This is a genomic window from Pseudomonas sp. LBUM1663 (assembly GCF_059695905.1).
Map to the genome: position 1 here is coordinate 499779 of NZ_CP166792.1, position 14169 is coordinate 513947.

The 14169-nt window shown below is 60.2% G+C and carries 13 protein-coding genes; all 13 read left to right on the forward strand.

Annotation, left to right across the window (positions count from 1 at the left end):
• Positions 1-274 precede the first annotated feature (274 nt).
• The 13 genes from waaF (at position 275) to ACA075_RS02310 (ending at position 14169) form a co-directional block, all read left to right on the forward strand.
• Positions 275-1309, forward strand: coding sequence for a lipopolysaccharide heptosyltransferase II (gene waaF, locus ACA075_RS02250; RefSeq protein ID WP_497297109.1), 1035 nt, complete (start codon positions 275-277; stop codon positions 1307-1309).
• A 1-nt stretch (position 1310) separates the two neighbouring features.
• Positions 1311-2372: a lipopolysaccharide heptosyltransferase I gene (gene waaC, locus ACA075_RS02255; RefSeq protein WP_497297110.1), complete on the forward strand. Its 1062-nt coding sequence runs from the start codon at positions 1311-1313 to the stop codon at positions 2370-2372.
• Positions 2372-3493, forward strand: a complete 1122-nt coding sequence (locus tag ACA075_RS02260) for a glycosyltransferase family 4 protein (RefSeq protein ID WP_077747649.1) — start codon at positions 2372-2374, stop codon at positions 3491-3493. Before waaC ends, ACA075_RS02260 begins: the two co-directional genes overlap by 1 nt.
• Positions 3493-4299: a lipopolysaccharide core heptose(I) kinase RfaP gene (rfaP, locus tag ACA075_RS02265; protein WP_497297111.1), complete on the forward strand. Its 807-nt coding sequence runs from the start codon at positions 3493-3495 to the stop codon at positions 4297-4299. The genes ACA075_RS02260 and rfaP overlap by 1 nt, the downstream gene beginning before the upstream one ends.
• Complete coding sequence (locus ACA075_RS02270) at positions 4299-5033, forward strand: lipopolysaccharide kinase InaA family protein (protein WP_497297112.1); 735 nt, start codon at positions 4299-4301, stop codon at positions 5031-5033. The genes rfaP and ACA075_RS02270 overlap by 1 nt, the downstream gene beginning before the upstream one ends.
• Positions 5030-5782, forward strand: coding sequence for a lipopolysaccharide kinase InaA family protein (locus ACA075_RS02275; protein WP_497297113.1), 753 nt, complete (start codon positions 5030-5032; stop codon positions 5780-5782). Before ACA075_RS02270 ends, ACA075_RS02275 begins: the two co-directional genes overlap by 4 nt.
• Positions 5782-7233, forward strand: coding sequence for a lipopolysaccharide kinase InaA family protein (locus tag ACA075_RS02280; RefSeq protein WP_497297115.1), 1452 nt, complete (start codon positions 5782-5784; stop codon positions 7231-7233). Before ACA075_RS02275 ends, ACA075_RS02280 begins: the two co-directional genes overlap by 1 nt.
• A 241-nt stretch (positions 7234-7474) precedes the next feature.
• Entirely contained in the window at positions 7475-7810 is a 336-nt protein-coding gene (locus tag ACA075_RS02285; protein WP_497297116.1) for a YceK/YidQ family lipoprotein, read from the forward strand.
• Between the two features lie 72 nt (positions 7811-7882).
• Positions 7883-8761 (forward strand): DUF3800 domain-containing protein, encoded by an 879-nt coding sequence (locus ACA075_RS02290; RefSeq protein WP_497297117.1) that lies wholly within the window; start codon positions 7883-7885, stop codon positions 8759-8761.
• 228 nt (positions 8762-8989) lie between these two features.
• A complete protein-coding gene (locus ACA075_RS02295; protein WP_497297119.1) occupies positions 8990-10747 on the forward strand; it encodes a carbamoyltransferase family protein in 1758 nt (585 codons plus the stop codon).
• Positions 10731-11861 carry a glycosyltransferase gene (locus ACA075_RS02300; RefSeq protein WP_497297120.1) on the forward strand — a complete coding sequence of 377 codons (1131 nt, stop codon included), beginning with the start codon at positions 10731-10733 and terminating at the stop codon, positions 11859-11861. Before ACA075_RS02295 ends, ACA075_RS02300 begins: the two co-directional genes overlap by 17 nt.
• Entirely contained in the window at positions 11861-12757 is an 897-nt protein-coding gene (locus tag ACA075_RS02305) for an antimicrobial resistance protein Mig-14 (protein WP_497297122.1), read from the forward strand. Before ACA075_RS02300 ends, ACA075_RS02305 begins: the two co-directional genes overlap by 1 nt.
• Positions 12758-12765: 8 nt before the next feature.
• A complete protein-coding gene (locus ACA075_RS02310) occupies positions 12766-14169 on the forward strand; it encodes a PIG-L family deacetylase (RefSeq protein ID WP_497297123.1) in 1404 nt (467 codons plus the stop codon).

The following is a 14169-nucleotide window of genomic DNA, read 5'->3' on the forward strand; positions in this document are numbered from 1 at the left end:
AGGGAGCTTGCTCCCGCTCGGCTGCGAAGCAGTCGTAACTCAGTCGGCGCGGTTCGCCAGATGAAACTCAGTGGCAGGTTTTGGGGCTGCTTCGCAGCCCAGCGGGAGCAAGCTCCCTCGCTACACAGTTTTATGCTGACTGAAATTGATGTGTATGAAATTGATCCGACGAGCCCCAACCGGCTCGTCCAAATGACCTGGCAGCCAAGGCTGCGGGTGCTGGATTCTCGAGGCGGGGAGGCGTATGCCTCCCCGGTTCGTTTTTGGAAACCACATGAAAATTCTGATCGTTGGGCCCAGTTGGGTCGGTGACATGGTGATGGCGCAGACACTGTTTCAGTGTCTCAAGCAACGCCACCCGCAATGCGAAATCGACGTCCTGGCCCCCGAATGGAGCCGGCCGATCCTGGAGCGCATGCCCGAAGTCCGTCAGGCCTTGAGCTTTCCGCTCGGTCACGGTGCTTTGGAGCTGGCGACGCGTCGGCGCATCGGCAAATCCCTGGCCGGCCAGTACGACCAGGCGATCCTGCTGCCGAACTCCTTGAAGTCGGCGCTGGTGCCGTTCTTCGCCGGGATCCCGACACGCACAGGCTGGCGCGGCGAGTTCCGCTACGGCTTGCTTAATGACGTGCGCACGCTGGATAAAGAACGTTATCCGCTGATGATCGAGCGCTTCATGGCGCTGGCTTATGAGCGCGGTGCCGAACTGCCGACACCGTATCCACGGCCAAGCCTGCAGATCGACCCGGTCACCCGCGAGGCGGCGCTGGCCAAGTTCGGTCTGGCCCTCGACCGTCCGGTGTTGGCGCTGTGCCCCGGCGCCGAGTTCGGCGAATCCAAGCGCTGGCCGTCCGAGCACTACGCCAAGGTCGCCGAAGCGAAGATCCGCGAAGGCTGGCAAGTCTGGTTGTTCGGTTCTAAAAACGATCACGCGGTCGGCGAAGACATCCGCGCGCGACTGATTCCCGGCCTGCGCGAAGAGTCGGTCAACCTCAGCGGCGGCACCTCCCTGGCCGAGGCCATCGACCTGATGTCCTGCGCCGACTCGGTGGTGTCCAACGACTCCGGCCTGATGCACGTCGCCGCCGCGCTAAACCGCCCGCTGGTGGCGGTCTACGGTTCGACGTCGCCGGGCTTCACGCCACCCTTGGCCGAGCACGTCGAGATCGTGCGTCTGGGCCTCGAATGCAGCCCGTGCTTCGATCGCACCTGCCGCTTCGGTCATTACAACTGCCTGCGCCAACTCATGCCGCAAGCGGTGAACGAAGCCTTGCAGCGGTTGCAGGGCACTGTGATCGAGGTCAAATAGTTTGCGCGTTCTGCTGATCAAGACTTCTTCGCTGGGCGACGTGATTCATGCGTTGCCCGCGTTGACCGACGCGGCGCGGGCGATCCCCGGCATCACGTTCGACTGGGTGGTGGAAGAAGGCTTCGCCGAAATCCCGACCTGGCACCCGGCCGTGGGCAAGGTGATCCCGGTGGCGATCCGTCGCTGGCGCAAGAACCTCTGGCAAACCTTCAAGAGTGGCGAGTGGAAGCGCTTCAAACAAAGCGTTCGCGCCACCCCATACGATCTGGTGATTGATGCCCAGGGCCTGCTGAAAAGCGCCTGGTTGACGCGCTATGTCAAAGCGCCGGTCGCCGGGCTCGACAAGGACTCGGCGCGCGAGCCAATCGCCGCACGTTTCTATTCCAGGCGCCTGGCCGTGGGCCGTGGACAACACGCGGTAGAGCGGGTGCGTCAATTGTTCGCCCTGGCTCTGGGCTACGACCTGCCCAAAGGCCTGGGCGATTACGGGCTGAACGTCGAGCGCCTGGTGGAGCTGCCGCGCAAGAATCCCTACGTGCTGTTTCTGCACGGCACCACCTGGGACACCAAGCACTGGCCGGAAGCCTATTGGCGTGAACTGGCCGAACGCGTTGGTTATCTCGGCGTCGCCGTGAAGCTGCCATGGGGCAATCCCATCGAGAAAGCCCGGGCCGAGCGCATTGCCGCAGGGTTCCGGCATGTCGAAGTGCTTCCCAAGCTGAACCTGGCGGGTGTCGGCAAAGTGTTGGCCGGCGCTCAAGCCTGCGTGGCCGTGGACACCGGTCTCGGTCATCTGGCCGCCGCGCTCGACGTACCGACCCTGTCGCTGTTCGGCCCGACCAACCCGGGGCTGACCGGCGCCTACGGCAAGGCGCAGATTCACATCGCCAGCGATTTTCCCTGTGCGCCGTGCCTGCAAAAGAAATGTACGTATCAACCGACGGCCGAAGATGCCCGTCAGTTCGACCTGAAACGCGAGTGGCCCCTGTGCTTCACGCGTCTGAATCCCGAGCGTGTCGCGACCCGACTGAGCACGTTGTTACTGGCTGAGGAGCTGCGCTGATGCAATTGGCATTCGTCTTGTACAAGTACTTTCCGTTCGGGGGTTTGCAGCGCGATTTCATGCGCATCGCCCTGGAATGCCAGCAGCGCGGCCATCAGATTCGCGTCTACACGCTGATCTGGGAAGGCGATGTCCCGCCGGGTTTCGAAGTGCTGGTGGCGCCGGTCAAGGCGTTCTTCAACCATCGGCGCAACGAGAAACTCAGCGAATGGATGGAAGCGGACCTGGCCAAGCGTCCCGTGGACCGTCTGATCGGTTTCAACAAGATGCCGGGCCTGGACGTTTACTACGCTGCCGACGGCTGTTTCGAAGACAAGGCGCAGAACCTGCGCAACTCGCTGTACCGTCGCTGGGGCCGCTACCGGCACTTCGCCGAGTACGAGCGCGCGGTGTTCGCCAAGGACGCCAAGACCGAAGTGCTGATGATTTCCGAAGTCCAGCAGCCGCTGTTCATCAAGCATTACGACACACCGCTGGAACGCTTCCATTTGCTGCCCCCGGGCATCTCCCAGGACCGTCGCGCACCGGCCAATGCCGCCGAGATTCGTGCCGATTTCCGTCGCGAATTCAACCTCAAGGACGATGAGCTGTTGCTGGTGCAAATCGGCTCCGGGTTCAAGACCAAAGGCGTTGATCGCAGCCTCAAGGCGCTGGCCGCGTTGCCCGCTGATCTGAAGAAACGCACCCGGCTGTTTGTAATTGGCCAGGATGACCCCAAATTGTTCCAGATGCAGAGCGCCACTTTGGGGCTCGGCGACAACGTGACGTTCCTCAAGGGCCGCAGCGATATCCCGCGTTTCCTGCTGGGTGCCGACCTGCTGATTCATCCGGCGTATAACGAAAACACCGGGACTGTGTTGCTCGAAGCCCTGGTGGCCGGGTTGCCGGTGTTGGTGAGTGCGGTCTGTGGTTACGCCCATTACATCGCCGAGGCCGACGCCGGTCTGGTGTTGGACGAACCGTTCGATCAGGCGCAACTGACTCAGTACCTGACCGGCATGTTGAACGACGCTCAAGCACGGGCGGCCTGGAGCCGCAACGGTCTGGCCTTCGCTGAGACGGCCGACCTCTACAGCATGCCGCAGCACGCGGCCGATGTGATTCTGGCGGAGCACGCTTAATGAAGTTGATGCTGGCTGAACCGTTCAAGAGCCTTTGGGCCGGACGCGATGCGTTCACCGAAGTCGAAGGCTTGCAGGGCGAGGTTTACCGTGAACTGGAAGCGCGCCGGACCTTGCGCACTGAAGTGAACGGCAATGGCTTTTTCGTAAAGATCCACCGTGGCATCGGCTGGGGCGAGATCTTCAAGAACCTGCTGACGGCCAAGCTGCCGGTGCTCGGCGCGGGTCAGGAGTGGAAGGCCATTCAACGCCTGAAAGAAGTCGGCGTGCCGACCATGACCGCCGTCGCTTACGGCGAGAAGGGCAGCAACCCAGCGGATCAGCATTCGTTTATCGTCACCGAAGAGCTGGCGCCCACCGTCAGCCTCGAAGACTTCAGCATCGACTGGATCAAGAACCCGCCCGAGCCAAGACTCAAGCGCGCGCTGATCGCCGAAGTCGCGCGCATGACCGGCATGATGCACCGCGCGGGGGTCAACCACCGCGACTGCTACATCTGCCACTTCCTGCTGCACACCGATAAACCGGTGACGCCTGACGACTTCAAACTCTCGGTGATCGACCTGCACCGCGCCCAGACCCGCCCGGCGATCACCCAGCGCTGGCGCAACAAGGATCTGGCGGCGCTGTACTTTTCAGCCTTGGACATCGGTCTGACCCAGCGCGACAAGCTGCGATTCCTCAAGGACTATTTTCAGCAGCCGCTGCGCCAGGTTCTGGCTGAAGAAGCGTCGCTGCTCGCCTGGCTTGAAGGCAAGGCCAACAAACTCTACGACCGTAAACAGCGATACGGGGATGCGCTCTGATGCCGGGTTGGAAACTGGAACCTGAATACAGCGACCTGGCGGAAGATTTTGGCAGCCTGGAAGCGGTGTTCGCGCTTCAAGGCGAACGCTTGACCCGCGACCTGTTGTCCGAAGTCATCCGCGTCAATCGCAACGGCGTCAATTATTACGTCAAACGTTACGTAGGTGCCGGCAAAGGCCTGCGCCGTTATTTGGGTAAGCCTCGGGTCAAGGCCGAATGGCAAAACCTCAAACGCTTCGGCAAGTGGGGCATTCCGACCGCTGAAGTGGTTGCCTGGGGGCTGGAACGGCGCGGCGCGGCGTATGCCCGTGGCGCGATGATCACCCGTGAACTGCCCAACACCGAAGACTTGTCGGCCCTCGCCGACCGCCACGATCCCAAGTTGGCGGACCGCGCCTGGGTCGACACGGTCAGTCGTCAGTTGGCCGGTTATACCCGGACCATGCACGACAACCGTTTCACCCATAATGATTTGAAGTGGCGCAATCTGCTGATCGACGATAAAGCCAAGCTGTTCCTGATCGATTGCCCCAACGGCGATTTCTGGCGCGGCTTCTGGCTCAAGTACCGGATCACCAAGGACCTGGCCTGCCTCGACAAGGTGGCGAAATATCACCTGTCGGCCACCCAGCGCCTGCGCTTTTACCTGCAATACCGCCAGCGTGACCGGCTGAACGCCGACGACAAAAAACGCATCCGGCACGTGGTGAGATTTTTCGAGGGGCGCGAATGACTGATTTTCTGGCCGCTGAAGACCGTGCGCTACTTGAGCGTCATGGCCTCGGCACGTTCGACGCACTGTGGGCCAAGCAGCTCGACGCGGTGGATGAACCTAATACCGTCGGTGGCGGCTGGAGCAGCGTGTTTCGGCTGGATCTGGAAGGTCATGGTTACTACCTCAAGCGCCAGAGCAACTACCTGACGCGTACCCTTCATGCGCCGTTTGGCGAACCGAGTTTTGCCCGCGAGTTTCGCAACATCAGTCGTTATCAGAAGCTGGGTATTCCAGCGCTGAAAGCGGCATTTTTTGGTGAGCGCAAAGTCGACGGGGAAGTACGGGCGATTCTGTTGACGCGCGCGCTGGACGGTTGGGATGACCTGGATTCGCTGTTGCAGCGCTGGTCGGACCTGAGCGAAGCGCAACACACGGCCATTATGAAATCCTGTGGCGAACTGGCGCGGCACCTGCACGGCGTGCGTCAGCTTCATGGTTGCTTCTACCCCAAGCACATTTTTCTGCAGGCCACGGGCGACGGTTATCAGGCGCAGTTGATCGACCTGGAAAAAACCCGGCCGTTGCTGTTCGGCCAGCGTGACCGAGTCAAGGACCTGGAACCGTTGCTGCGCCGTGCGCCGGAATGGACTGAAGCTCAGTTGCGCGAGTTGCTGGCAGTTTATGTGGATCAGCCACCGGACAGTTCGCTGGTGGACAGTTGGGTTTCGCGCCTGGCCGCGCGACGCAGTCACAAGGAGGCTCGCTGATGCGCTTGTCCGAACTGAAAGGCGCCGGCCGCAGTCCGAGCCTGCCGATGAGCATTTCACTGGCCGATGCCGCCGGACCTGCCGAGTTGCAGTTGCTGAGCCTGTTGCGCGTGTTGCCGGGGCAGCGTTATGTCGGCGCCGGCGTGTGGCGCGGTCGGCCGGTGCTGGCCAAGCTGTTGGTCGGCAGCAAGGCCGCGCGGCATTTTCAGCGTGAACTGGACGGCGTGCGCTTGCTCGCCGATCAAGGGCTGACCACGCCGCAGTTGCTGGTGGACGGCCTGAAAGAGGGCGAGGGCGGTTGGTTGCTGTTCGATTTCCTTGAAGGCGCCGAGAGCCTGGGGGATACCTGGAAAAAAGTCGAACACCTGCCGGTGCTGGCGGATATGCAAGGGGCTGTGCTGGCCGAGGCGTTGGGCGCTATCGGCCAAATGCATCGCAAGGGGCTCTGGCAGGAAGACCTGCACCTGGACAACCTCCTGCGTCAGCGAGGCCGGTTGTACCTGATCGATGGCGGCGGCGTCTGCGCTGAAACCCCGGGCCAGCCGCTGTCACGGCAGAAAGTCCTGGAAAACCTCGGCGTGTTTTTCGCCCAGTTGCCCAAGTCACTGGAACCGTTCACCGAAGAACTGCTGGTGTATTACCTGTTGAGTAACGGCGAACACGCGTTGCCGATGGAAGCGTTACAGAAGCAGATCGACAAGGTTCGCAGCTGGCGCTTGAAGGACTACCTGATCAAGGTGGGCCGCGAGTGTTCGTTGTTCAGCGTCCAGCGCAGGGCTTTTGGCTTGCGGGCTATTCGTCGCGACGAAGAAGCGGCGATGTTGCCGGTGCTGGAGCAGGCCGATGCCTTGCTTGATCAGGGTTATTTGTACAAGACCGGCGGCGCAGCGAGTGTAGGAAAAGTCGAGGTTGATGGTCGGACGCTGGTGATCAAGCGCTACAACATCAAAGGCTTAGCCCACTGGCTCAAGCGCTTCTGGCGTCCGAGCCGTGCCTGGCATTCGTGGCGCGAAGGCAATCGCCTCGCGTTCCTCGGCATCGCCACGCCCAAGCCGTTGGCGTTGCTGGAGAAGCGTTTTCTCTGGCTGCGCAGTCGGGCGTATCTGGTGACCGAGTACCTGCCGGGGCCGGACATCATTGAGCGCTTTGCGCCGTATGTTGAGAGCGGTAATGCGCCCGAGGCTGAATTGCTGGCGCTGGATCATTTGTTTGCCGAGCTGATTGGCGAGCGCATCAGCCACGGGGATTTCAAGGGTCACAACCTGTTCTGGCAGCAGGATCGCTGGGCGCTGATCGATCTGGATTCGATGTGTCAGCATGGCTCGGTGGGGAGCTTTGCCCCGGCATATGCACGGGACCGGGCTCGGTTCATGCGTAACTGGCCGGAGAGCAGTGCGCTCTATCAGGTCATTGATCAGCGTCTGCCCAAAGACATCTCTGGCGCGGCCTGAATCGGGTCTTCGACCCTATCGCGAGCCTGCTCGCTCCCACAGTGGTTTTGTGTCGTACACATAAATTGTGTGCGACGTAGAACCACTGTGGGAGCGGACTTGCTCGCGAAGGGGCCAGAACAGTCACCCGAGATTAAGGGGACAAGTTCTTGTGAACTGTCCTACATGATCCCCAGACCCCATGAACTGTGCCCTGAAGAGCCGCGATGCTAGTTTGCCTCACGTTCACGGAGGGCAAATCTTGACCATAAAAACGGCTGTTGCAATCGGTACTTTTTCACTGGCTTTATCGGGTTGCGGGACCGCACTGACGGTGCTGCAAGATGACGAAGACGCCGCTCGCGGCCTGCGAAAACAAAAAACCTACTGCCAGTCCATCCCCCGCATTTACAGCGGTATGGCCTACGACTTCTGCATCTTGAATGCCCCGCCAGATCCCACCGGCTTCCTCGTCCCCTTCGTATTGCTGGACCTGACCCTGTCGGGGGTCATGGACACCGTTTCCTTGCCCTATACGATTTACCGCCAGGCCACCGACGGCAACCTCGGTATTTACTGGCGGGCAGGGCGCGGGTAGCTCTTTTGTATTCCGGCGTGTCAGTGCTACACCTAACGCACTTGACTAGAAAAACAAAAGGAAGAATAGGTCGTGCCAACCCCGATTTTGCCGTCTCAACAGTTTTTCCTTTTTGAAAACGAAAGCGAATTCGAAGCCAGTGTTGAGGCGAAAAAACTTTTACCTCCGTTCGGGAGGTACAGTGATTTCATAATCTATGTGGATGAAAGCGGCGACCATGGGATGCAAACATTAGATTCAAACTATCCAATGTTTGTGCTCGCATTTTGTGTGTTTCATAAAAGGCATTATTGCGAGAAGGTTATTCCTGCCCTTCAGAAGTTTAAGTTCAATCATATGGGGCACGACTTGGTTGGTTTGCATGAGTTGGAAATTCGGAAAGAAAAGGGCGCGTTCTCTAGTCTGTTCACGTCCAGACAACACAAACATACCTTTCTGGAAGAGTTGACGGGCATCATTGAAGCAAGCAATTTCGTGCTGATTAGTTGCGTTATCGACAAAGCCGCTCTTCGCGAAAAACAAGGTCCTGTTCACAACCCTTATCACGTCGCCCTCGGCTTTTGCCTTGACACGCTTTATGAGTTTTTACAGGAAAAGAATCAACAGAGTGCTCTTACTCACGTGATTTTCGAGCGTCGCGGTAAAAGAGAGGATAACGAGCTTGAACTGGAGTTTCGTCGCATGTGCGATGGCGCGAACCGATTGGGCATTCAATTGCCGTTCGACATCGTCTTTGCAACCAAACAAGTGAATTCCACGGGATTACAATTAGCGGATCTTGTTGCAAGACCGGTTGGCATGAGCGTCCTGCGGTCAGGGCAAGAAAATCGTGCCTTTGACGTGCTCAAGCGTAAGTTCTACTGCAGCGGTGGTCGCGAAAACGTGGGGGAGGGTTTCGAAAACTGGGGTTTGAAAATTTTCCCTGTTTCAGAAAGCGAAAAGCCCCGATGAAACTCACCGAGGCCATAACGCCGACCGGGATCCCCCAGTCCATTTGCGCAGGAGTCTATGTTGAGGTCCTTCATCTGTCAACGCATCAGCCTGCCACTTCCCGCTAGAGGCTTGCGGCAGCTTTTAAGCTATAATCCCGCCCTTTAGCTGTCTCTCGCCCCTTGCGAGGGGCACATCAATTTTTGAGGCGCTTGTCGCCTGCATGCAGACTAAAGAGGCTAGACCCCTGTGGCATTGACGATTCTTGGCCTGTCCGGCGCCCTTAGCCATGATCCTTCCGCAGCCTTGTACATCGACGGCAAGCTGGTCGCGGCGGCTGAAGAAGAGCGCTTTGTGCGCGATAAACATGCAAAGAACCGCATGCCTTACGAATCGGCGAAGTTTTGCCTCGAACAGGCGGGCATCAAGCCGGCCGACGTTGATGTGGTGGCGATTCCATTTGCACCGATCAGTCTGTTCGGCAAGGCTCGCTGGCAGTACGCAAAGCGTTACTGGTACGCCCCGGATCGCGCTCTTGACGCGATCCTGATGGGTAACCGTCGCTACAAGCGTTATCGCAACAAGATTGTCTGGTGTCTTGAGCAACTGGGCTTCGATCCGAAGAAAATCAAGATCGAACCGGTCGAGCACCACCTGGCCCACGCCTCCAGTGCTTACCACTGCTCCGGTTTCAAAGAGAAAACCGCGATCCTGGGGATCGACGGCAAGGGTGAGTACGCCACGACCTTCTTCGGTTACGGCGAGAACGGCAAGATCCACAAGATCAAGGAATTCTTCGATCCTGACTCCCTCGGCGGCCTGTATGGCGCGATCACCGAGTTCCTCGGTTTCGATATGCTCGATGGCGAATTCAAGGTCATGGGCATGGCGCCGTATGGCGACGCCAGCAAATACGATTTCTCGCGCCTGGCTTCGTTCGAAAACGGCGAGCTGGTGATCAACACCGACTACGCCAACGTCATCGGCCTGCGTCGCTACAAAGAGAAAGGCAAAGGCTACTACTTCTCGCCGAAGCTGATCGAGTGGCTGGGACCGAAGCGCGAAGGCGACATCGCTGACGAGCCGTACATCCACTACGCCGCGAGCATTCAAGCGCTGTTCGAAAAAATCTCGCTGCAGATGATCGACTACTACCTGGGCGACGTGCTCAAGGAGACCGGCAAGCTGGCCTACGCCGGTGGCTGTGCGTTGAACGTCAAGCTCAACCAGAAAATCATTGCCCGCGACGACGTCAAGGAACTGTTCGTACAGCCTGCCTCCGGCGACGCCGGCACTGCGGTCGGTGCTGCGGCCTATGTGTCTCATGCCCGTGGCGTACCGGTCGAGAAGATGGAACACGTCTACCTCGGTCCGTCGTACACCAACGAAGACGTGCTCGCTGCCTGCGCCCGTCACCCGAGCAAGCCGGTATGGCGCAAGCTCGAAAACATGCCGGAAAACATCGCCAAAATCATGGTCGATGGCAATCCGGTAGCCTGGTTTCAGGGGCGTATGGAGTTCGGTCCGCGCGCCTTGGGCGGTCGTTCGATCATCGGTTGCCCGAGCGCGGTCGGCGTGGCTGACCGCATCAACCACCAGATCAAGTTCCGCGAGCGCTGGAGGCCTTTCTGCCCGTCGATGCTCGACACCGTCGCCCCGCAGATGATCAAGATCGATCACCCTGCGCCATTCATGACCTTCACCTTCGAAGTGGCTGAAGAGTGGAAGACCCGCGTGCCGGAAGTCGTCCACGAAGACGGCACTTCCCGGGCCCAGGTGCTCAAGCGCGAATACAACCCGCGCTACTACGACATGATGAAGGCGCTGGAAGTGCTGACCGGCAACGGCGTGTCGCTGAACACCTCGCTCAACCGTCGTGGCGAGCCGATGATCTGCTCGCCGACCGACGCGTTGAACATGTTCTTCGGTTCCGATCTACAGTATTTGATCATGGAAGACATCCTGGTGGTCAAAGAGGGCGCCAACGCTTATGACACGCTCGGCTGAACGCCATGTGTTGCAGTTCTGCCACGGCTATGACGGGCCGTTCCTGGACTGCGCCCGGCAGTACGCCAGCCTGTTTGCGGGGACGGGTTATCGGGTGACCACGGTCTTTTTGACCGGGGCCGCCGATAGCGAAGTTGCCGCGAACTGCGCTTCCGATGAAGTGCTGTTCATGGAATACAGCTCCAAGGCCATTCGTGGCCTGAAGCTGGGCGCTATCGGCGATCTGCGCAAGATCGCCGCCTCGCGCAATTTCAGTTTCTGCATTGCTCACCGCTTCAAGCCGATCTACATCGCCTTGCTCGGCACCTCGCTGCCGGTGATTGGTGTGCATCACGCGTTTGGCGATTACAAACGCGGCACCCGCAAACTCTTCGCGCATATTTTCCGCAAGCGCCTCAGCCTGCTCGGGGTCTCCGATGCGGTGCGTGACGACATGCGCCGTTGCCTGCCGAAATGGCCGGCCGGGCGGATTCAGACGCTCTATAACCGTGTCGATGTGCAGGCGTTGCAGACCAGCCAGGTGTCGGTCCGTGAGGCCCGGGAAACCCTCGGTCTGTCGGCGGATGCCTGGATTGTCGGCAACGTCGGGCGGCTGCACCCAGACAAAGACCAGACCACGCTGCTGCACGGATTTGCCGAGGCATTGCCGGGCTTGCCGGGCAACAGCCAACTGGTGATCCTCGGTAGTGGTCGCCTGGAAGAGGACCTCAAGGCCCTGGCCCGGGAACTGGGTATCGGCGACCGCGTGCTGTTCCTCGGCCAGGTGCCGGATGCCCGTCGTTACTTCCGAGCCTTCGATGTGTTTGCCTTGAGCTCTGATCACGAGCCCTTCGGCATGGTGCTGCTTGAAGCCATGGCCGCCGGCGTCCCGTTGCTCGCCACCGCATGCGGTGGAGCGAAGGAGGTCGTTGAAGGGGTGGGCATTCTGTTCCCCCTGGGCGATGCCGAACACTTGGCCCAAGGGCTGCAACATCTGGCCGCGATGGACGACCAGCAACGTCACCAGTGCGCCGAGCTGATGCTCGATCGCCTGCGTGAGCGTTTCTCCGACCGAGCGGTACGCGATGCTTTCTGGCATTTGCCGCACGTCACCGAACTGGCACCGAGGGGCTGATGCTCAACCGATTTCAAGGCTGGCGCGAACGGGGCTGGGCGGTGGTCGACGCCTCGACTTATGCACAGGCCTGGCAACGTTTTGGCGGCAGCGTCGCGACCCATCCCCTGGTGGTTGAACGTCTGGCACAGTTGGCCGACATCCCGGTGCGTTACCTGGCCTGGGAGCAAAACGGTGAAGTGAAAGCCGCCATCCCGACCTGGGGCCGCAACCTGGCGCTGTCCAAAGACGTACTCAAGCGCCGTGGTAAAAAAGGCCTGTTCGACCTTGGCAATGCCGAGTTGATCTTGCCGGCCGCCGCTGATGCGCAGGCGCCGCTGCGCCATCGCGGACGTTATTTGTCGGCGCTCAGTGAAGGCCGTTTCACCGGCATCAAGTTGCAGACCGAACAACTGGCCATGGCCCGCACGCCCGAAGAGTTGTCGAAGAAGTTTCGCTACAACCAGCGCCGTGAATTGCGCTTGCTGGAAGAGGCGGGCGGGGTGGTGCGGCCGGTCGCCGAGTTCTCCAGCGCTGAGCTGGCCGCGATCTACTGCGACCTGTTCCAGCGTCGCTGGGGCTTCCCGGCCACCGGCGCCGAACGCATGGCGGAGGTGATCGAGCTGCTTCGGGACTTGCTGATCGGCTCGGTGATTTTTCTCAACGATGCACCGATTGCGATTCAACTGGTGTACCGCGTCGAAGCGCCGGAGTGGATCAGCGTCGAGTACATCAATGGCGGTGTCGATCCCGAAACGCGCGAGTTCAGTCCCGGCAGCGTGCTGAGTTTCCTCAACACCCAAAGTGCCTGGGAACATGCGCGGGCCCTGGATAAACCCTTGCGGTTTTCCTTCGGTCGCGCCGACCGAGAATACAAGGACCGCTGGTGCAATCCCGTGCCGGTCTTCACCGTGTGAGTGAACCCATGAGCCGCAAACAGCAACTGCTCAAGCGCCATCGGCGCAACAAACGGATCGGCCTGTTGATCGCGCTGGTGCTGTTGATTGCCATCGGCGTGCTGGTGGCGTGGTGGTTGCCGCTGGTGCTCGCGGTGCTGGGCTGGATTGCCCACGAGGCATGGTTCGCCGACCATTTGTTTTATTCGCCGAAAGACGATTACCACTACAGCTTCCCGCCCTACACCCCACAGCCCAAGGTGCATCTGGACGGTGAGCGTCTGCGCCTGGACGAAGGTGTGATGCTGGTCGACGATGCAACGCTGGTGTTGGCGTTGCGGGTAAAAAGCACGTGGCTGGGGCGCTTTATCGACCCGATGGTCGAGTTGCTGGGAGGCGACAACCCGGACCGACAAACCTTTGAACGCGGTGTGAATGGCCTGCGTTATCTGAACCTCAGCGGTCAGGCGCGAGTGCTGTCGCGGGGCGAGTTGCGCCTGCACGGACGCTTCTGCCGCTTGCTCGGTGAGCCGGTGCTGTGGGCGCTGGAGCAACCGGATTATCGCCGCCAGCGGGTGATGGTGATCGCGCCCCACGCCGACGACGCTGAATTGGCCGCCTATGGTTTGTACAGCCAGGCCGATGAAGCCTGGATCGTCACCCTCACTGCCGGTGAAATCGAAGCCGAACACTATCAACAGCTGGGCCTGAACAAGGTCGAGGCGGCGCGCCTCAAGGGCCGTTTGCGCGCCTGGGACAGCATCGCGGTGCCGCGTTGGGCGGGTGTGCCTGAAGCGCATTGCGTGCAGCTGGGTTATTTCTGCCTGCAACTGGCGGCGATGCAAGCCGCGCCAGCGCAGCCGATGGGTTCCCGTGAGGCCGAGTTGAGCGACACCCGCGTGTATCGCCAGTTGAATCCGTTTGCCCTGCCGGGCGACATCGATGGCGCACCGACCTGGAACAACCTGCTGGCCGATCTGCGTGAACTGTTGTTGCGCGCACGCCCAGAAGTGATCGTGCTGCCGCACCCGACGCTGGATCCGCACCCCGATCATCTCTGCGCCCAGCAAGCGGTTCTCGAAGCCTTGAAAGGCCTTGAATGGCAGCCGACCACGTTGCTCGGCTACGCCAATCATCTGCACGATAACGACCGCTGGCCGATGGGCGACTCGGGAACCGGTACGGCGCTTCCCCCGGCTTTCGATTCGACCAGCCTGCTGGTTCCCTATTGCCTTGTGCTTTCTGCGGCGCAGCAGCGTGACAAGGCCATGGCGTTGGGAATGATGCACGACTTGCAGCCCCGGGCACCGTTCAAACGGCGTTTGCGCCGCGTGTTGCAGCGTCTGTTGGCGGGGCGCTCCGGCTCACCCTACGGTGAAAACGAATTTTTTCGCAAGGCTGTGCGTCGCCATGAACTGTTCTGGCGTTTGTAA

Bases quoted from the DNA above. Each gene is read 5' to 3' on its own strand.
- waaF (WP_497297109.1), top strand. From the start codon at position 275: ATGAAAATTCTGATCGTTGGGCCCAGTTGGGTCGGTGACATGGTGATG.
- ACA075_RS02260 (WP_077747649.1), top strand. From the start codon at position 2,372: ATGCAATTGGCATTCGTCTTGTACAAGTACTTTCCGTTCGGGGGTTTG.
- rfaP (WP_497297111.1), top strand. From the start codon at position 3,493: ATGAAGTTGATGCTGGCTGAACCGTTCAAGAGCCTTTGGGCCGGACGC.
- ACA075_RS02270 (WP_497297112.1), top strand. From the start codon at position 4,299: ATGCCGGGTTGGAAACTGGAACCTGAATACAGCGACCTGGCGGAAGAT.
- ACA075_RS02275 (WP_497297113.1), top strand. From the start codon at position 5,030: ATGACTGATTTTCTGGCCGCTGAAGACCGTGCGCTACTTGAGCGTCAT.
- ACA075_RS02280 (WP_497297115.1), top strand. From the start codon at position 5,782: ATGCGCTTGTCCGAACTGAAAGGCGCCGGCCGCAGTCCGAGCCTGCCG.
- ACA075_RS02300 (WP_497297120.1), top strand. From the start codon at position 10,731: ATGACACGCTCGGCTGAACGCCATGTGTTGCAGTTCTGCCACGGCTAT.
- ACA075_RS02305 (WP_497297122.1), top strand. From the start codon at position 11,861: ATGCTCAACCGATTTCAAGGCTGGCGCGAACGGGGCTGGGCGGTGGTC.
- ACA075_RS02310 (WP_497297123.1), top strand. From the start codon at position 12,766: ATGAGCCGCAAACAGCAACTGCTCAAGCGCCATCGGCGCAACAAACGG.